Source organism: Longimicrobiaceae bacterium (assembly GCA_035696245.1).
Taxonomy (GTDB): domain Bacteria; phylum Gemmatimonadota; class Gemmatimonadetes; order Longimicrobiales; family Longimicrobiaceae; genus DASRQW01.
The window spans coordinates 1-17981 of record DASRQW010000284.1 but is presented as its reverse complement, the minus strand read 5'-3'; the positions used below and the strand labels follow the sequence as shown (position 1 = coordinate 17981).

Sequence of the window (17981 nt, the reverse complement as noted above, 5' to 3'; positions counted from 1 at the left end):
AAAGAAACAACGGGGGCCCGGCTCGCGCCAGGGCCCCCGCCGTCGTTCCCGCCAGGGCGGACCGCGCGCCTTACGGCGTCAGGTCCGTGGTCAGCACCGTGAGGCCCACCACGCCCCGCGGCGTGAGCGCGTAGATGCGGAGCGCTACGTTCGCCGGGTCGCCCGCCTGCCGCCGCGCCACGGTGATGGCGCCCACCACCGCGTCGCGGATGTACATCCGCTTGGTCCGGAAGAAGTTGAACGTGTCGATCACGTCCACGTACGGCGCGCCCGTCTCGTCGATGCCGGAGACGAACGAGAGCCGGAACGAGCCGCCGGGATATCCGAAGTTGTCGGGGTGCATCGCCACGCCCCCGGCGGGCGAGCCGCTGGCGGTCACGCCCTGCAGGCGCAGCGTGTTGTTGAAGAAGTACGCCTGATTGCCGCGGGCGATGCCCAGCGAGCCGTCGCCGTTCAGGCCCAAGCCGATGACGCGCTCGTTGGTGTTGTTGATCAGGTCGCGCACGTCGCCGCGCAGCACCAGCGAGTCGGCGCTGGCCTGGAAGAGCGGGATGCGGCCGTTGACGCGGGCGCCCTCGCCCACGGCGACGTAGTTGCGGTCGGTGCTCACCGCCACGAACGTCGTGTCCGAGAAGCCCACCTCGGCCACGTCGGCCCCGATGTCCACCCGCGTGTCCCACCGGCCGCCCGCCGCGTTGGCCGGCAGCTGGCGCAGCTTGAAGAGCGAGTCGCTCACGCTCGACACGTCGCCCAGGATGCACGCCGGGTCGCTCGTGTCGCCGAAGCGGCGGCGCGGGCAGACGAGAAGGCGGTTGGGGTCGCCCGGCACCAGGAAGGCCGAATCGGCGTTCACCGCCAGCGCCTTGTTGGCCGTGTGGCGGTCGACGTAGCCGGTGAAGATCTCGGACCGGAACGGCTTGTTGCGGTCGTAGATGCGGACCGTGCCGTCCTTGGCCGCGCCCGTGGGCTTGGTCGAGTACACCAGGAAGCCGTTCGACGCCTGGGCGATGAACTGCGGCCGGTCGCTGTAGTCGAAGCGCAGCACCGACGACGGCGGCACCGTGCCCGTCTTGGTGTCGATCGTGTAGCTGATGTCGAACAGCAGCTCGTTCGCCGGGAAGATGCGGGCCGAGGCCGCTTCCTGGAGCACCGGGTTGCGCAGCGGGATCACCGAGATGTTGGTGCCGCCGCTGTTGGCCACGTACAGCGAGTCGCTGTTGCGGCCCAGCGCCAGGCCCCACGGCTCCGAGCCCACCAGCACCGGCGTGCCGTACGTCTGCGACCCGATCTGCACCACCTCCACCCGGTTACGGGTGAGGTTGGAGAGGAAGAGGCGCGTGCTGTCGGCGATCACGTCGGCGATGCGGTCGCCCGCGTTGGGGAACGGCAGCGTCAGGCCGCGCGCCACCACCACCTGCTGGAGCGCGCCGGGGCCGTCGGAGAGGATCACGCCCCCGGCCGTGCGGCACGGGCCGCCCTGCAGCGAGCCCGGCGTGGTCGCCGTGGCGCAGTTCCCCGCCCCGTCCTTGGCGAAGGCAGTCACCTCGAAGCCCAGCGTAAGCGAGTCCAGGCCCAGCGGCACCACCGGCCCGTTGAACTCCGCCACGGTGAACCGCAGCGTGCCCGTGGCCCCGCTCACCCGCCGGGTGAAGCGGCCCACCGTGTCGGTCCGCGCCGCCGTCCGGCGGATGGCGAGCACCGTGGCGCCCACGCTGTCCACCCGCGTCTCGTCCGTCCCCGTCACGGTGACCGTGAGCGTGTCGTTCACCTCGGCGCGCGCCGGGGCGGACACGGTGAAGCTCACCCGCGGCGGCGTCACGTCCGCCGCGGCAGGCTGCACCACCACGTCCACCGGCCGCGCCGTGCCTTGGGCGCGCGTGCCGGCCGTGGCCGTGGCGGAGATGTGCAGCGCCGTGCCCTTCACCGTGTCGGGCAGAAGGATCGTGATGGCCGTGTCCACGTGCGCCACCGCCACCTGGAGCTGCACCGTCGTGTCCTTCACGTACGCGCCCGAGGTGAAGACGCGCACCGCCGTGATCTTGCTGATCTGGTCGGTCGCGCTCAGCGCCACGCGCAGCGGCACGCCCGCTCGCACCGTGGCGCCGCCCGCGGGCGCCGTCACCTGCACCTGCGGGCCGCCGATAGCCAGGAAGCTGGTGTCGGCGTCCACGTTGCCCGCCGTGTCGGTGGCCGTGGTCACCACGTACACCTTCTGGTCCACCAGGGTGTCGGTGGTCGCGTCCAGGAACCGGGTGATCACCGTGTCCTTCACCGCGTAGCCGGCCGAGTCCAGCCGCACCGTCTTGGGCGTGAAGCGGTCCACCTTGGTGAGCGTGCCCAGCGCCGCGCTGCCGCGCAGCGAGAACGCCTCGATGGTCACCGAGCGCAGCGCCACCGCGTCGGTCGCGCGGACCTTCACGAAGGCCTGGTCGCCCACGGCCAGCACGGCGCTGTCGGGCTTCGGGTACTGGATGGTGGCGGTGGGCGGCGTGCCGTCGGTGCCGCCGTTCCCGGAGCCGCCGCCGTGGCCGGGGTCGACGAAGAGGTTGCCGCCGTCGCACGCCGCGAGCAGGCCGCCCGCGAGGACGGCGGTCGCGGCGGCGACGGAGATCCGTCTGCGGGCGGTTTTCATGTATCGCGTTTCCTTGTAGTTCGGTTCACCGCGCTCAGGCGCGGTCGTCCACGATGTGGGGGGTGACCATGATCAGCAGGTCACGCTTGTCCTCCTGCGACGTCGTCTTCCGGAAGATCCCGCCGATGAAGGGGATGTCCATCAGGAAGGGGATGCCCGAGCGCACGCTGGTCACCTCGGTGACCGTGAGCCCGCCGATGACCGCCGTCTCGCCGTCGTTCACCAGCACCCGCGTGTCGCCCTGCTGCTGGAGGAACTGCACGCCGATCTCGGTGGGGACGATGTTGGCGCTCGAGCGCTCCGCGTGCAGCTGGAGCAAGATGCGCCGGTCCGACGTGACCTGCGGCGTCACGATCAGGCGGATGCCCGTCTCCACGAGCTGCGCCGTGGCGCGCGTTGCCTGCCCCCCGGCAGCGCCGGTGGCCGCGCCGGCCTGGCCCTGCTGGCCCAGGTCCACCACGCGGATGGGCGTCTTCTCGCCCACCCAGATCGACGCCTCGTGGTTGCTCACCGTGGTCACCACCGGCGCCGCCTGCACGTCCGAGAGCTGCGCCGTCTGCAGCGCGTCGAGGAAGGTGACCAGCGTGTAGCGGCCCAGCACCAGCGAGATCACGGTCGAGAGCGTGGCCCCCGAGACGCGGTTGTTCGCGTTGCCCAGCGCGGCGATGGAGTTGCCGCCCAGCGACACCAGGTCGGTGTTGGTGGTCGAGCCCGGGTTGTTGGGGTCCGGCACCGCCACCAGCTGGTTCAGCTGGTTGCCGCGCGAGTCCTTGAGGTCGTAGCTGACGCCCAGCTGCTCCGCGTCGGTGCGGTTGATGAAGACGATCTTCGCCTGGATCGCCACCTGCGCCGTGGGCACGTCGAGCTGGCCCACCAGGCGCGAGAGGCCGTCCAGCACCCCGGCCACGTCGGTGATGATCAGCGTGTTGGTGGACGGGTTGGTCGCCACCTGGCCGCGGTCGGTGAGCAGCGGCTTGATGGTGGCCTCCATCTCGGCCACCGGCACGAAGTTGATGCGGAACGGCTGGGTCACCAGCGGCTCCTGCTTCTCGCGCTCGGCCAGCTTCTCGATCGCGTCCACGCGGATGATGCCGCTGGGCAGCTCCACCGCGGCCAGGCCGTACGCCTGGAGCAGCGCCCGCAGCGCCTCGTCCCACGGCTGGTTGTTGATGGTGGCCGAGGTCACCACGATCCCGCCCACGCCCGCGCCGGGGATGATGGACCGGCCGCTGAACGCCGCGAAGCTCGCGATCACGTCCTGCATCTGCATGTTGTCGAACGTCACCGTCATGCGCCGGCCGGGCCGGTTCTGCGCGGGACGGCTCTGCATCGGTGCCGCCGCGGTGCGAACCGGCGCCGCGGGAGCCGCGTCCGCCCGCGCCGACGTCTCCTCGGCCGAGCCGGGGCGGCGCCACGGCTGCACCGGGGCGCCGCTGTGCCAGGGCTGGAACGCCGACTGGCTGGCCGACGCCACGGCGATGCGGATGCCCTCGGGCACGCGCGTCACCGTGTAGTCCGCCTGCCGGTCCAGCACCATCACCACGCGCACGACGTCGTCCGTGAACTGGCTGGCGCGAACCGAGGCGACGCCGCCGCGGTTCAGCCCGTCGAAGCGCTGGCTGGGCAGCGCGCTGCGGGCGCCGGCGATGTCGACCACCACGCGCGGCGGGCCGCCCATCTTGAAGTCGGTCCAGCGCACGTCGCCGCCGGCGATCTCCACCGTCAGCTCGGTGTTGCCGCCGCGCGACTCCAGCCGCAGGGTGGTCACGTTCCCGCCGCTCAGGGCGGCGGGGGGGCCGGCCGCCAGCAGCGCGGGCAGCATCAGGGCCATCGAGAGACGGCGGATCATTGCGGATATCCTTTCGTTGCGGCCGGATTCGCGGCCGGCGGTGCGACCGGACGGTCGGACCGGCGCTGCCGCACGGGCTGCTGCGGCTGAGACTGGGGTACCATCTGAACGACTACGGGCTGCTGCGCCTGCGGGCCGGCGGGCTGGACGGCCTGCGCGGTGGGCCGCGTGCGCAGGATGATCGACTCCACGCGGCTCTGGCCGAACTGGTCCACCCGCACGTCCACGCGCCGCGGGTAGATGGCGACCACCGTCAGGTTCCCGTATCGCTGCCCGCGGTGCAGGCGCAGCGGCGGCGCCGTGCTGTCCGTCTGCGCGAAGACCGCCATGGAGTAGCGCGGATCCGGGTTGTAGAGGACCCCGGTCAGGTGCAGGTCCTCGAGCTTGATCCCCAGGTCCACCGGCGAGAGCAGCGGGCGGAAGGGGTCGGGGCGGCCCCGCGGGTCGTAGCTGAACACCTCGCGGCGGTACACCGCCACGGTGTCGCGCGGCGGCGCCTGCGAGCGGGCCGGGGCTGCGTGGGCCGCCGCGGCGATCGCGAGGGCGGCCAGGAGCGTCTTAGTCCGCATTCCCTGCAGGGGCTGGCGTGGCGGCGGGGATCACGTACGTCTCCACCGAGAAGCGCGCCTCCAGGCGCGTCTTGTCCAGGTCGGCGCCCGGCGCCGGCTGGCCCGGCCCGGTGGGAGCGTCCTTGGGCGCCACCACCAGGTTCATGGGGGTGACGATGCGCGGCAGCGAGGCCACGCGCGTCAGGAAGGCGCCCACCTGGTGGTACGTGCCGATCACCGCCATGTCGTAGACGCGCTTCGTGTAGTACTGCTCCTCGGTCGCGCCCACGGGCTGGATCAGCGAGATCTCCACCCCGGTGCGCTGCGCCTCGGTCGAGATGGCGTCGAGCAGGTCCGGCAGCTCCTCGCTGCTGGGGATCAGCCCCTCCACCGCGTGCAGCTGGTCGCGGTAGGCGCCCAGGCGGCGCTCCACGTCGCCCGAAGCGCCGGCGGCCAGGGCGCGCGCGGTGGTGTTCTGCGCCTGGAGCGACGAGAGGTGCGTCTCCAGCAGCGTCACCTCTTCGGCGCGGGGGCCGTAGACGTAGGTGTAGAAGCCGTAGCCCGCCGCAGCGAGCGCGGCGGCGCCAAGCAGCAGCTTCTGGCGGCGCGCGGGGTCCATCGGGGGAAGCGCCATGGTCACCGGGTCGCGACGACGGGAACGGTCTGGACGATGGAGCTGTCCGGGATCTCGTACTTGGCCTCGAGCGTGAACTTCAGGAAGGTCCGCCCTACCTCGGCCGACTGCTGGCTGGTCACCAGCGTCACGTCCTTGATCATGGGCGAGGCCTCCAGGTTCTTCATGAAGCGCGTGAGCGCCTGCGGGCTGGCCGTGTTGCCCTCGACCGTGAAGCCGGGTACGGCGAGACGGACCGAGTCGGCCCGGGCCTGCTCGCGGGCTGCGCGCGCCGCCGCCGTCGTGTCGGGCTTGGCGGTGTCGGGCTTCGCGGCGGGGGGCGGGGGCGCGGGGCGGCCCGGCACCGGGGAGGGGCCCGACTGCTCGGAAGAAGCGATCTTGGTGAGCCACGTGTACTGCGGCGTCGCCCGGCTCACCTCGTCCAGGATGTGCGGCCACACGTAGCGCCGCTCGTCCACGCTGCGGATCACGCCGATCTTGCGCTCGATGGTGTCCTTCTTCGCATCCACCGAGGCCACCAGATTGATGGTGCCGGTCAGGCGCGTGGAGTCGGCCGTCTCGCGCTCCACCTGCCCCTGCAGCTCGTCGCGGCGCTGGCCGGTGCTCCACCAGCTCCACGCGGCCAGCAGCAGCAGCGCTACGGCCAGCGCGCCCAGCGCCACCTCGCGCGGGTCGCCGCCCATCTTGGGCAGCGACATCTTGCTCCCGGCCACGCCGCGCGCGGCGGTGGGCCGGCGGGCTGCGCCGCCGGGGAGGAGATTGATCTCGATCACAGGGAGTCTTTCCGGCTCAGGCGGCGGTGCGGAGGGCGAGGCCCACGGAGAGCATCAGCATGGGGGCCAGCTCGTCCATGGGGAACAGGGTGGAGATGCCGGGCCGCACGCGCAGGCGCTGGAGCGGGCTGGCCAGCTCGCAGCGGGCGCGCACGCGGCCGGCCACCACGTCCAGCAGGCCGGGGATCTTGGCGCCGCCGCCGGACAGGTAGACCCGGCCCAGCCCCTGCCCGCCGGAGTCGCCCATCGACAGGAAAGCCGCGGCGCGCTCCACGCCCAGCGCCAGCTCCTCGCAGCCGTCGGCCAGCAGGTCGCGGAACTCGGCGGCGCGCGGCGAGCGGCCCTGGAGCACCGCGTCGGCCTCGTCGGCGCTCAGGCCGTGCAGGCGGCGCAGGTCCTCGCGCAGGCGGCGGGACCCGAACGGCACGTCGCGCGTGAGGATGAGCGTGCCGTCCTGCAGCAGGTTCACCGTCGAGATCTCGTGGCCCACGTTGACCAGGGCCACCACGCCCGTCATCGCCTCGGGGTAGTTGTGCTCGAAGGCGTTGTGCAGCGCGAAGGCGTCCACGTCCATCAGCGAGGGGGCGATGCCCGCGTCGCGCAGCAGCGAGACCTTCTGGTCCACCACCTCGCGCTTGGCGGCCACCAGCAGCACGCTCATCTGCAGGCCGGCCTCGAGCGGGTCCAGGATCTGGAAGTCGAGCTGCACGTTCTCCATGTCGAAGGGCACGTACTGCTCGGCCTCCCAGCGGATCACCTCGCGCGCGTCGGACTCCTTCATCCGGTCCATCTGGATCTTCTTCACCATCACGTCGCGCCCGCCCACCGACGCCACCACGTTCTTCGACTTGATCCCCGCCGTGGTGAGCAGCGACTGAATGGTGTCCACCACGATCTGCGGGTCCATGACCTCGCCCTCCACGATCGCGTCGGCGAAGAGGGGGGTGAAGGAGACGTGGGTGAGCTCGGGCTCGCTGCCCGAGTGATCGATCACGGCCAGCTTGATGAAGCCGCTGCCCACGTCCAGCCCTACCGTGGTCTTGCCGCGCCTGAGTAACGATGCCATGAGGCGAGTGGTCCGTACGATGGGATTCGCGGAGCGCGGAGCCCCCTCTGCGGGGCTCCGGCAGGTGCGCAGGTTTGCGGAAGGTGTTCGGTTACGATAGCGCGGCCCACAACGAGCGTCAAGCGTGGCCTTGTGGCGGCGCCGCGCGAGGTTAGCGCACCACCTCGAACCAGCCGTACGACTGGGTGGTCGTGGTGGGGTTCCCGGTGGCCGCGTTGGTGAAGGCCCGCTGCGCCGCGTTGGTCATGCAGCGGTTGAACTGCACCGTCACGTTGCCGTGGATGTCGCTGTTGTCGCCGCCGTCGGTGAGGGCGATGCGGTTCTGGCCGGTGACCGAGAGGCTGATGATGGCGCCGTTGACCCGCGGAGTGCCGCCGAGCTCGAAGTTGCCGTCCACCAGGATGATGCCGTTGAAGGTGGCGTTCCCCTGCATGCTCAGGTTGCCGTTGGTGATGATCAGCATCCCGCCGCCGCCCAGGAGCGACACCGTGCCGCCGTTGGCGTCCACCACCGCCACCGAGTCCGGCGTGGACGGCGGCCCCACCGTGCCGGGGAAGGTGCGGGTCACGCCGTTGACGGCGTAGGCCGGTCCGTACTTGTCGCGCGCCGGCAGCGCGGCGATGAGCTGCGGCAGCGTCTTGCCGCCCAGCGCCATCAGCTCCAGCTGCTGCTTGCTGAGGCCGCTCTGCGCGATGGCCGCGTTGCCCGTGGTGGCGTGCCCGAGGCTGTCCACGCCCGTGAAGTTGGAGATGCCGTTGCCGTTGGCGCTCACCTGCGACCCGGTGGCGCCCGTCACCGCCTGCACGCCCGCCGAGCCGTTGCCGCACGCCGTGGAGGCGCCGTTGACGGTGAAGGCGTTGCCCTGCACGTCCAGGTCGCCGCCCATGGTGACCGACGACTTGATGTTCAGGTTGATGGGCGGCGGGAACGTCTGCGTGACCATGCTCACCACCGGGCGCCCGGAGAGGCGCGTGGGGTTGGTGCGAAGGGGCGTGGACGTGATCGCCGTGACGGTCATGCTGCTGTTGTCGGCGTTCAGGCGCTCCATCAGCTGCGTGACCACGATGCGCGTCTGCCGGCCCGTGCCGGGGATCGTGAAGTCGGTGGTCAGCGGCGTGAGCGCCACCGCCTGGTTCTGGGCGATGTAGGCCTGGAGGCCGCTCTCGGCGTCGTACAGCGACTGCGCCGCGCCCGCGCCGGCCGAGCTGACGGCGGCCTCGGTAGACGTGGTCATCATCATGGTGGTCACCAGCAGCGTCATGGCGACCAGCCCCAGCAGCGCCAGGGGAAGCGCGACGCCGTGGCGGTCCAGCACGGGGCGGAGGAGGGTGCGACCGGGCATGGGCATGGGCCTGTGTGGCTAGTTGCGCAGCTGGACGGTGAGGTCGTCCCGCTGGGTCTGGTACTGCGCGGAGGCGGTCGCCGTGCTCCGCATCCGGATCTTGACCCCGATGCGGTGGATCGTGGTGTCCGTCGTCTCGTTGCGGCCGGGGGCCGCGTTGAGCGGCGTGGCGGAGGTGCCCGTGTAGTACTGGAAGCGCAGGCCGGTCGTGTTGTCCTCGAGCGGGCCGGCGATGGGCTGCTGGGTGCCGCCGTAGCTGCGCCGCACCCACCACTTGCCCTCGCTCTGGCCCACGTCGTACGTCACCGACTCGTACAGCATCACCAGGTTGCCGGCGGGCGGGGCCACGGGGAAGTTGGTGCCCGTGAAGCGGTAGCCGATGGCGTCGGCGCCCGCGGCCAGCGTGGCGCACTGCGCGTCGGCGGCGGGAACGAACGCCGTGCGCGCGGTGATGGCGGCCACCGTGGCGCCGTAGATGTTGGGCTGCATGTTGCGCGCGGCCGTGCCGGCCGACATGTCGGCCAGGAGCCCGCTGCCCGTGGTGCGCGTGATGACGTTCCCGTCCAGAGGCGGGAAGACGACCTCCATCTGCGTGGCGGTGCCGCCGGGGCAGGCCACGCCCCACGCGTGCGGCACCAGCACGGTGAGCGACTGGTCGTTTGCCGAGTAGATGCCGCCCTGCGCGGGCACGCCGCGAAGCTCGCCGCTGATGACCTGGAGCGCGCCGCGGGCGTTCTGCTGCACCTCTTCCTGGCCGCTGTTGCGGGCGAACATGCCGCCCTGCATGCGCAGGAGCTGGAAGAGCGCGGTGGCGAACAGCGCCGAGATCATCAGCGAGACCAGGATCTCGATGAGCGTGAAGCCGGAGCGGCCGCGCGGGAGGGGGGTGGGCTGGCGCATCAGTAGATGCTCTGGCTGAGCCGAACGGTGTCGGCGGCGGTGAAGGCCCGGCCGGCGCCGATGGACGACGACGGCGGCGTCACCTTGACCGACACGGTGCGGAGCCCGCCGGCGGACGAGTACTGGATGAGCATGGTGGCGCCGTCCACGCTGCGCGTGACGCTGGAAGACGGCGTCACGTTGCCGAAGCGCACGCGGGCCACGGTCTGCTCCAGCGTGTCGGTGGCTATGGAGACGAAGCGGGTCTGCCGCTGGGCCCGCGCGACCTGCCGCACCGCGGTCCAGGTGAGCGACTCCAGGCCGACCAGGCCCACGGCCATGATCATCATGGCCACCAGCATCTCCAGGAGGGTGAAGCCCCGCCGGTCCAGCCCGGCCCCGGCCTCGCGATGTTCAGTAGTCACGCCGGACCCTGCCGATGGGGGTGATGGTGATCTGCGCGGTGTACGACCCGCGCGTTGCCGTGAACGTCGCCGAGCCGGCGGTGAGCAGCCCGCGCGAGTCGAAGGTCACGGAACTGCCCGACGGCCCAAGCGTCACGCCGCTCGCCATGCCCAGGTCGGTGTTCCGCACGATCTTTCCGGCGGCCGTGCCGTCCAGCACCTTCACGTCGTAGGTGCGGTACCCCGTCAGGATGAGCTGCACCGGCTGGCCCTCGCGGACGGCCTGGATGCGGGCGAAGCCCACGTCCGAGGCCATGCGGTCCATGGCGCGCTGCACCTTCTGGTTGGACATGTAGCCCGTGAGCCGCGGCGCGGCGAGCGCGTACACGACGCCCACGAGCACCACCACGGTGATCAGCTCGATCAGCGTATAGCCGGAGCGGCCGGCGACCCTGCGGAATTGGGGAGACATGCCGGGCGCAGTAAGGAAGACCCGTGCCGCGCCCAACGTCGTGTAAACACCATGGTTTACGAGGACGGTGGGGCCACGGGGCCGCGTCACATCTTTCCCGTCCGGCAAAGTTTTCCGCAGCCGTTTACCGCGAAGGGCGTTGTTTGCCGCCGCGCTCGCGTGGAGAAGGCCCGTTCTGCGCGCCGGTGCATGGCCGTGCGATCATCATTCCCGCGCGCAACGGCGGGAGCGGAGTCCGCCCCGACAAGCCGGCGGCGTGCTGCATTTCGCATCGATCGCGGCATGTTGCAACCCTCTCATCCGCGCAACTCCATCGCCGACCCACATCTACTCATCCGCCGCGAATAATCCACCTGCGCAGTTTCCGCTGATGCGCATCATCCCCCGCCTATCTACATCAACCGACTCCCGCCGTCCAATCCACATCGTCGAAGCCACATTCTCCGAAACCATCGTCCCGATCCCGATCCGCAGGTCCACATCTCTGATCCACATCTCCGATCCACACATCTCTGCTCCGCATCGTGCGAACGAGAGCGGTCCGAACGCCATCTCCGATCCACATCCGCGGATTCAGGTCGAACGATGCGGCGTTGGCTTGGCTGGGCGGTATTCACCGATCTCGCTTTGTTGATTCGCAGAGTAGGATGCGGTGCGTCTCGATCCGGCGCTGGATGTCAGCGGCGGAGGACGCGGCCTACGACGGAGATGCTGACGGTGTCATTGACGCCTGTACCGCCGTCCAGCCAGAGGGTGCGGTTGGCGAAGGGGATCAGCAGGCCGCGCGAGTCGAAGGCGATGGAGTCGGAGTTGTTCGTCTGGAGGCAGACCTTGCCCAGCGTGGCCCGGAGGGAGACGGCCTTCACCTCGTGCTCCACGGGCCCCGAGATGACGACGCGGTAGCCTTCGGACACCACCCGCGCGCCCGCGCCCATGGGGCACCGCCCGCCGCCGTCGAAGCGCATCACCGCACTCCGGCCGGAGCGCACGGCCAGCATGCGCGTGTAGAAGATGTCGTTCACGACCAGGTTGGTCGCGCTGCGTCTGCGCATGTCGGCCAGCACGCGGTTCCACGCCGGGACCGCCAGCGCGCTCACGATCCCGACCAGCACCACCACCGTCATCACCTCGATCAGCGTGACCCCCAGCTCCCTCAGGCCGTGGCGCATGCGTTACCCGTCGCGTTGGTGGAGACTGCGTGTATGGACGATGTTTTCTCAGGGCTCTAAACGAGCGGCAATAGTGTACGGTGTGGACACCTGGGTGCGCAAGGGTGTCGTGAGCGGAGCGCTCCCCTGTCCCGGCCTACTCCAGCCCGTAGTCCTGGATCTTGTACGAAAGCGCGCGGACGGACAGGTCCAGCAGCTCGGCGGCGCGGGTGCGGTTGCCCTGGCTGCGCTCCAGCGCGCGGGCGATGAGCGTGCGCTCCAGCGCGGGCAGGCGGCGCTTCACGGAGAGGTCGCCGTCGTCGTCGCGGATGTCGAAGGGGTGCTTGCCGGTGCGGACGTGCGCGGGCAGGTGCTCCTCGCCGATGCTGCCGCCGGAGAGGACGAGTGCGCGCTCCATCACGTTCTCCAGCTCGCGCACGTTGCCGGGCCACGAGTACGCGGCCAGGACCGGCACCAGCGCCTTGGGGAGCGGCTGCGCGGGAATGCCCAGGCGCGCGGCGTGGCGGACCAGGAAGTGCTCGGCCAGCGGCGGCACGTCCTCGGGCCGGGCGCGGAGCGGCGGGAGGTGCACCTGCACGACGTTGATGCGATAGAAGAGGTCGTCGCGGAAGCGGCCGCCGCGCACCTCGTCCACCAGGTCGCGCGAGGTGGCGGCGAGCACGCGCACGTCCACCGGCTTCTCGCCGCTGCCGCCCACGCGGCGGATGGTGCGCTCCTGGAGCACGCGCAGCAGCTTGACCTGGAGCGGCGCGGTGAGCTCGCCGATCTCGTCCAGGAAGAGCGTGCCGCCGTCGGCCTCCTCGAAGAGTCCCTCGCGGGCGCGGTCGGCGCCGGTGAAGGCGCCCTTCTCGTGCCCGAACAGCTCGCTCTCCAGCAGGTTCTCGGGGATCGCGCCGCAGTTGACCGCCACGAACGCCCGGTCGCGCCGCGGCGACGCGCGGTGGATGGCGCGGGCGATGGCCTCCTTGCCGCTCCCGCTCTCGCCCGTGAGCAGGACGGTGGATGGGAACGGGGCCACGCGCGCAGCCAGGTCCTGCACCTCGCGCATGGCGGCGGACGCGCCCACGACCCCTTCGAACCCTTCCACCTGCTTGAGGTCCTTGCGCAGCCTGGCCACCTCGCGCCGAAGCTGCTCGCGCTCCTCGGCCTTGCGGAGGGTGAGGAGCACCTCGTCGGCGTTGAAGGGCTTGGAGATGTAGTCGTACGCGCCGCGGCGCATGGCCTCGATGGCGGTCTCCAGCGTGCCGTACGCGCTCATCATCACCACCAGCGCGGTGCCGCCGGCCGCCTGGTACTGCTCCAGGAAGTCCAGCCCGCCCAGCCGCGGCATGCGGATGTCGCACAGGATGAGCTCGGGCGGCTCGGCCAGGGCCATGCGCAGGCCCGTCTCGCCGTCGTCGGCCACCTGCACCTGGTAGCCCTCGTCGCGGAGGATGAGGAGCAGGGTGTGGCGGAGGCCCGCCTCGTCGTCCACGACCAGGATGCGGCGGTCGGTCACGTCTGGCTCCGGAAGGTGCGGAAGGTGAGGGTGAAGACGGCGCCGCCGCCCTCGGCCGAGGAGGCCTCGATGCGGCCCCCGAAGTCTGACATGGTGCTGGCGACGATGGCAAGCCCGAGCCCCGTGCCTTCGCCCGGCGCGCGGGTGGTGAAGAAGGGGTCGAACACGGCGTCGATGTTGGCCACGGGGATGCCCGGCCCCGTGTCGGCTATGACGACGCGCACGATCTGCGTGCCCGGCTCGATGAGGCTGCCGTCGCGGCTGGACGTGTAGCGCGCCCGCCGGAGGTGCGCGTACGACACGCCCGGCGGGTCGTCCACGCGCCGCGGCGGGACGGGCCGGTCCGGCATGTACGCCTCGGCGCGGGTGAGGACGGTCACGCGCCCGCGGCCCTCCATGGCCGCGTCCGCGTTCGCGAGCAGGTTGACGAAGACCTGGTCCACGGAGTGCGACTCGCCCGTCACGGGCGGCAGGTCCGGCTGGAGGTTCAGGTCCAGCTCCACCTCGGCCAGCTTCCCCTGCGAGCGGAGGAGGTCGATCACCTTGCGGAGCGACGCGTTCAGGTCCACCGGCTCACGCTGCGGCGGCCCCTGCCGCGCGAAGTCCAGCAGCCCACGGACGATGCGGTCGATGCGGCGCGACTCGCGCTCCACGCCCTCGGCCACCTCGGGGTCGGTGCCGCGGCGGCGCAGGATGCCGCCGTAGCCCAGCAGCGCGCCCAGTGGGTTGCCCACCTCGTGCGCCACGCCCGCGGCCAGACGGCCGATGGAAGCCATCTTCTCGGCCTGCACCAGTTCCCGCTGGGTGGCCAGGAGCAGGCGGTTGGTGTCGTCGAGCGACCTCACGTTCTCGGCGAGGCGCGACTGGTTCTCCAGCAGCTGGTCGGTGAGGCGGTTCAGGGCGTGCGCCAGGGCCGCGGTCTCGCGCGTGTCGCCGGGGATGGCGCGGCGCTGGTAGTCGCCGCCCGCGATGGCCTCGGCGGTGGCGACGGCGTCGGAGAGCGGGCGCACGACGCTGCGGTCGATGAGGTAGCGGCCGAGCACGACGAAGGCGAGCACGTCGGCCACCGGCAGCGCGAGCAGCACCCACGGGCTGGGCGTGCCGGTGACGCTGAGCAGGTCGAAGAGGCGGCTGGTGCCGACGGCCAGCAGGAGCGCGGCGGCGGCCAGGAAGGTGAGGTTGAAGAGCAGCTCGCCGCGAAGAGAGCCCCGGCGTCGCGCGGGGCTCTCCTGCGGCGCGGGCCTGCGGGGCTCCGCTCGCCGGCCGGTTTCGTGGGGGACGATCAGGCCTCCACGGGCTCGCGCAGGGTGTCGCGGGACGCCGGCTTCTTGCGGGGCGCGTCGAAGGCCTCCTTCTCGATCTCGTGCCAGACGCGGTCTACCACGGCGCCCGTGGGCTCGGTCCAGCTCAACACCCCGTCGGCCTGCGCCAGCTCCAGGGCCCTGCGCAGCGCGTGCTTGCTCACCGGCTTCCTCATGGCTCCTCCAGGGATTGCGGTACGTCTCCGTCTGCCCGTGCCCCTCGGGGCGACGCTCCACCGCGGGCGCGGGCACCGTCGCGATGTCCTGCATCGGTACAGTAACACCCCGGCAGGGGCCGCGCGAGCCTGGCCGGGCGTCCAGCCGCCCCGCATCTCCCGACCGCCCGCAACTCATTCCTTCGCCTCATCTTCCACGACGATCTCGGCACCTGTCACGGCGCCGCGTAGCAGCGTTCGTCAGTGTGCGATGAGAGTGCTCATACGCAATCCGCTTAAATCGGTGTAGGCGGGGCTGTCGGCCACCAGTGGAAGCAGGTGAGGGAGCGAATCTGCTCGCGCCGGCCACAGAGGTGGACGAGGTGTGCTGCCAAAACCGCTTCCAGAACGGCGAGTGAGTCGAAGCATTGGTTGACGAGCACCGCGTCGCAAAGCGCCCACAGGTGTTCGGCAGGCTGCAATTCGGGACTGTATGGGGGCAGTGGGACCATCTCGATCCCCGTGGGGACGATGGCCTCGCGTCCGGTGTGCCAACCCGCGTTGTCGAGGACGAGCAGGATGCGGAAGTCCTCGCCGGCGCCGCATTCCTCAGCGAAGCCAGCGAGGAGCCGCGCGAACGTGGGAGCGTTGAGCGCGGGGACGAGCCACCAGATGGTCTTGCCGCTTTCCGGGCAGACGAAGGCGACGACCCAGAGCCACTTGTAGCGGGGGCGGATCACGGCCACGGGGCGCTTGCCCCGCTTGGACCAGACCTTCCGCAGAATGGGCTTGAGCCCAATTCGGTGCTCGTCCATGGCCCAGAGCTCTACGCGTGTCCTGGCATAGGCCAGAGCTGCCGCCTCATACGCCAGGGGCAGGACACGCCGGAAAGCAGGCCTGCGCCTCGGCGTCGCCTCCTTGATGCTGAGGCCGAGGCGTCTGAAGGGTGTGCTCGGTGCGGCGCAGGTAGTCCCAGCCGCGCTGCACGCGGATCTCGCGCCCAAGCTTCTCGCTCATCCAGCGCGCCACCTTGGGTCCGCTCCACGGGGTCCCGTCGGGCGAGAGCCCTTCCAGTGCCTTTTCCAGCTCGGCCGTCTGCGCAGCGTCGAGCAGGGGAGGATGTCCACGGTTCTGGTGCCGTTTATCGCCGACGCTAGCCACGCCCGCCGCGTTGTACCGGACCGTCACACGCCGGACCCACTCGACACCGTAGCCCATCGTGCGCGCGACTTCTTGGCGAGAACAGCCGTCGGCGAGCATCCACAACGCTTGCAGGCGCGGACGCTCCACCGGATCGCTGCTGTTGCGGTATTGCGTACGGAGTTGCTCGCGGGTCTGATGCGGAGCAAGTTCGACCCTTTTGCGCACTGCACACCTCCAGGTGAGGGGACCCATTTTCCCTCACCACTATAGCAATACCTCTGTCGATTTACACGGATTACGTATCAGTCGGAGGACCCGGAACGGGGCGAGAGACGAAGAACGGGCCCGCCGGAGTATGGCGGGCCCGGAAAAACCTTCATGGTCGCGCAGGACGTTCGGCCCTGCGGCATCGTCAGTTGTAGACGCGGAGCTGCGTGTCGCAGCGGGTGGCGCACTTGCGGCAGAAGAGCAGCGGGCGACACAGCTTGCGGTCCCAGCTCTTCGCCTTGCAGCGCGGACATGCAGGGGTGATCAGGCGCTTGAGGCCCAGCCCGGCCGCGGCCAGCGTGGGCACCGCCAGGGCGGCCATCGTGAAAGGATCCATGCTACCGGCTAAACGTGTGGAGAAACTGCCCGCGCACGAACGAAAGCGCGACGCCGATCGCAATCCGCAAATCAAGATCTGTTCCAACGAGAAACAGCTACGCCAACTGCTACATCAACCTGTCCAAGTTGCGCGTCCGCGTACTGCCGACGCCTTCCATCTCCAGGACCGGAACGACTGCGCCGGCCGCGGAAAGCCAGCCGGCGTAAGGTTTTCCGCCACATTCGCACCATCTCCCAGCCTGGGAGGCGCGTGCCTGAAGGTACAGCGCGGACGCCGTCGCGCAACGGCCTCTGCGTAGTGCAGCCGCCAGGTGCCGGGCTGGCTAACAACGCACCACCGCCCAAATGTCTGACGGCGGCCGCCACCCGTCGCCTTGCGCAGTAGCAGAACGACGAATTGGGACGCAGGCTCTCGCTCGAAGGAAGGACGAAGGCCGGACGCTGCGGGGCGCCCGGCCTTCGTATGCCGTACGGAAGACGCGGAAGCCGTCAATCGCCGGCGGCGAGGAACTGGAGGGCCCGGATGCCGGGCATGAAGAGATACGCGCCGCCGCGCATGGTCACGAAGCGCGGCACGCCCGTCTCGCGGTGGCGCACGGGGCAGCGCTGGACGGTGAAGCTGCTCACCTGCTCCGGGTGCTTGGCCGTGGCGGGATCCACGTGCGGGGCGATGAGCGCGTCGGGATCCTGGTAGAGCCCGTCGAACTTCATGTTATTGACCCAGGTGTTCTGCACGAACTCGAACTGCCGCACCAGGTCGCTGTTGAAGCAGATGAAGTGCAGCCCGCGGTCACCCGCCGCGGGATCGTCCGCGGCGAGCATGGCGGCGGGATCGAGCTGCGGGTCCAGCGGCGGCCCGTACGCGCGGCCGCGGCGCAGCAGCCGGTGGCGGTCGGCCACGAGCAGCGACTCCTCGGGATTGGGCTGCATGCCGTCGCGCGGGTTGCAGCGGCGCACGTGGGAGCCCACGGGGCAGCGGTCGCCCGGCAGGTCGCCGGTGTAGAGGAAGTCGTTCGCGGTGGCGGGATCGTACTCCGCCGGCTCGCTGTCGGCGTGGTGGACGAGGGGCGCGCCGTTGGGCCAGCGGCCCACCATCTTGCTCGCCAGCCACTTGCGCCGCTCCGGCTGGGACCCGCTCCGCTGGTCGGCGAAGCTCCAGAAGCCGCGCACGTCCTGCTCCAGCTGCCGGAACGCGAGGTAGCTGCCATTGCGGCCCAGGTCGCGGCGGCGCGGGGCGGTTCCGCCCGGCTCCGGCGGCGCCTCGGGCAGCAGGCGGCCGGCGGCGGGGGTCTCGGCCACGGTGGGCGTGAGGGGCAGCTTCCCGTACGCGTTCGGGTAGCCCAGCACCACCTCGCCCGCGGGGATCTCCGGTCCCTGCGCCGGCTGCGCGTCTCCCCCGCCCAGGCCGGTGATGCGCGGCTGGGCGATGCCGTCGTGGAAGCCGAAGTGCTCCTTGTCGTTCGGCAGCATCACGCTGCCCAGCGGCTCGGCCAGCGTCACGCCGTGGGCC

General features: G+C 70.8%; 18 protein-coding genes. All 18 read right to left on the bottom strand.

Annotated features, from left to right (window positions below):
- Nucleotides 1–70: 70 nt before the first annotated feature.
- Nucleotides 71–2632: an Ig-like domain-containing protein gene (locus VFE05_13230; GenBank protein HET6231029.1), complete on the bottom strand. Its 2562-nt coding sequence runs from the start codon at nt 2630–2632 to the stop codon at nt 71–73.
- A gap of 34 nt (nt 2633–2666) precedes the next feature.
- Nucleotides 2667–4481 carry an AMIN domain-containing protein gene (locus VFE05_13225; GenBank protein HET6231028.1) on the bottom strand — a complete coding sequence of 605 codons (1815 nt, stop codon included), beginning with the start codon at nt 4479–4481 and terminating at the stop codon, nt 2667–2669.
- A complete protein-coding gene (locus VFE05_13220) occupies nt 4478–5050 on the bottom strand; it encodes a hypothetical protein (GenBank protein HET6231027.1) in 573 nt (190 codons plus the stop codon). The genes VFE05_13225 and VFE05_13220 overlap by 4 nt, the downstream gene beginning before the upstream one ends.
- Nucleotides 5040–5663, bottom strand: coding sequence for a type 4a pilus biogenesis protein PilO (gene pilO, locus VFE05_13215; GenBank protein HET6231026.1), 624 nt, complete (start codon nt 5661–5663; stop codon nt 5040–5042). Before pilO ends, VFE05_13220 begins: the two co-directional genes overlap by 11 nt.
- A 2-nt stretch (nt 5664–5665) precedes the next feature.
- Nucleotides 5666–6436, bottom strand: a complete 771-nt coding sequence (locus VFE05_13210) for a PilN domain-containing protein (protein ID HET6231025.1) — start codon at nt 6434–6436, stop codon at nt 5666–5668.
- A 16-nt stretch (nt 6437–6452) separates the two neighbouring features.
- Nucleotides 6453–7502 carry a type IV pilus assembly protein PilM gene (gene pilM, locus VFE05_13205; GenBank protein ID HET6231024.1) on the bottom strand — a complete coding sequence of 350 codons (1050 nt, stop codon included), beginning with the start codon at nt 7500–7502 and terminating at the stop codon, nt 6453–6455.
- 151 nt (nt 7503–7653) lie between these two features.
- Nucleotides 7654–8844 (bottom strand): hypothetical protein, encoded by a 1191-nt coding sequence (locus tag VFE05_13200; protein HET6231023.1) that lies wholly within the window; start codon nt 8842–8844, stop codon nt 7654–7656.
- Nucleotides 8845–8862: 18 nt separating this feature from the next.
- The gene (locus VFE05_13195; protein HET6231022.1) at nt 8863–9744 is read right to left on the bottom strand and encodes a prepilin-type N-terminal cleavage/methylation domain-containing protein; all 882 of its coding nucleotides are present in this window, start codon (nt 9742–9744) and stop codon (nt 8863–8865) included.
- Nucleotides 9744–10148: a prepilin-type N-terminal cleavage/methylation domain-containing protein gene (locus tag VFE05_13190; protein HET6231021.1), complete on the bottom strand. Its 405-nt coding sequence runs from the start codon at nt 10146–10148 to the stop codon at nt 9744–9746. The genes VFE05_13195 and VFE05_13190 overlap by 1 nt, the downstream gene beginning before the upstream one ends.
- Nucleotides 10138–10599: a GspH/FimT family pseudopilin gene (locus tag VFE05_13185; GenBank protein ID HET6231020.1), complete on the bottom strand. Its 462-nt coding sequence runs from the start codon at nt 10597–10599 to the stop codon at nt 10138–10140. Before VFE05_13185 ends, VFE05_13190 begins: the two co-directional genes overlap by 11 nt.
- A gap of 677 nt (nt 10600–11276) precedes the next feature.
- Nucleotides 11277–11768 carry a prepilin-type N-terminal cleavage/methylation domain-containing protein gene (locus tag VFE05_13180; protein ID HET6231019.1) on the bottom strand — a complete coding sequence of 164 codons (492 nt, stop codon included), beginning with the start codon at nt 11766–11768 and terminating at the stop codon, nt 11277–11279.
- Nucleotides 11769–11904: 136 nt separating this feature from the next.
- Complete coding sequence (locus VFE05_13175) at nt 11905–13266, bottom strand: sigma-54 dependent transcriptional regulator (GenBank protein HET6231018.1); 1362 nt, start codon at nt 13264–13266, stop codon at nt 11905–11907.
- A complete protein-coding gene (locus VFE05_13170; GenBank protein ID HET6231017.1) occupies nt 13263–14351 on the bottom strand; it encodes an ATP-binding protein in 1089 nt (362 codons plus the stop codon). Before VFE05_13170 ends, VFE05_13175 begins: the two co-directional genes overlap by 4 nt.
- 197 nt (nt 14352–14548) lie before the next feature.
- Nucleotides 14549–14743, bottom strand: a complete 195-nt coding sequence (locus tag VFE05_13165; GenBank protein HET6231016.1) for a hypothetical protein — start codon at nt 14741–14743, stop codon at nt 14549–14551.
- 275 nt (nt 14744–15018) lie between these two features.
- On the bottom strand, nt 15019–15645 hold the full coding sequence (locus VFE05_13160) for an IS630 family transposase (GenBank protein HET6231015.1): 627 nt from the start codon (nt 15643–15645) through the stop codon (nt 15019–15021).
- Nucleotides 15584–16090 carry a helix-turn-helix domain-containing protein gene (locus tag VFE05_13155; protein HET6231014.1) on the bottom strand — a complete coding sequence of 169 codons (507 nt, stop codon included), beginning with the start codon at nt 16088–16090 and terminating at the stop codon, nt 15584–15586. Before VFE05_13155 ends, VFE05_13160 begins: the two co-directional genes overlap by 62 nt.
- Before the next feature lie 187 nt (nt 16091–16277).
- Nucleotides 16278–16454: a hypothetical protein gene (locus VFE05_13150; GenBank protein HET6231013.1), complete on the bottom strand. Its 177-nt coding sequence runs from the start codon at nt 16452–16454 to the stop codon at nt 16278–16280.
- 506 nt (nt 16455–16960) lie between these two features.
- The coding region (locus VFE05_13145) for a hypothetical protein (protein ID HET6231012.1) at nt 16961–17981 on the bottom strand (1021 nt) is incomplete at its 5' end.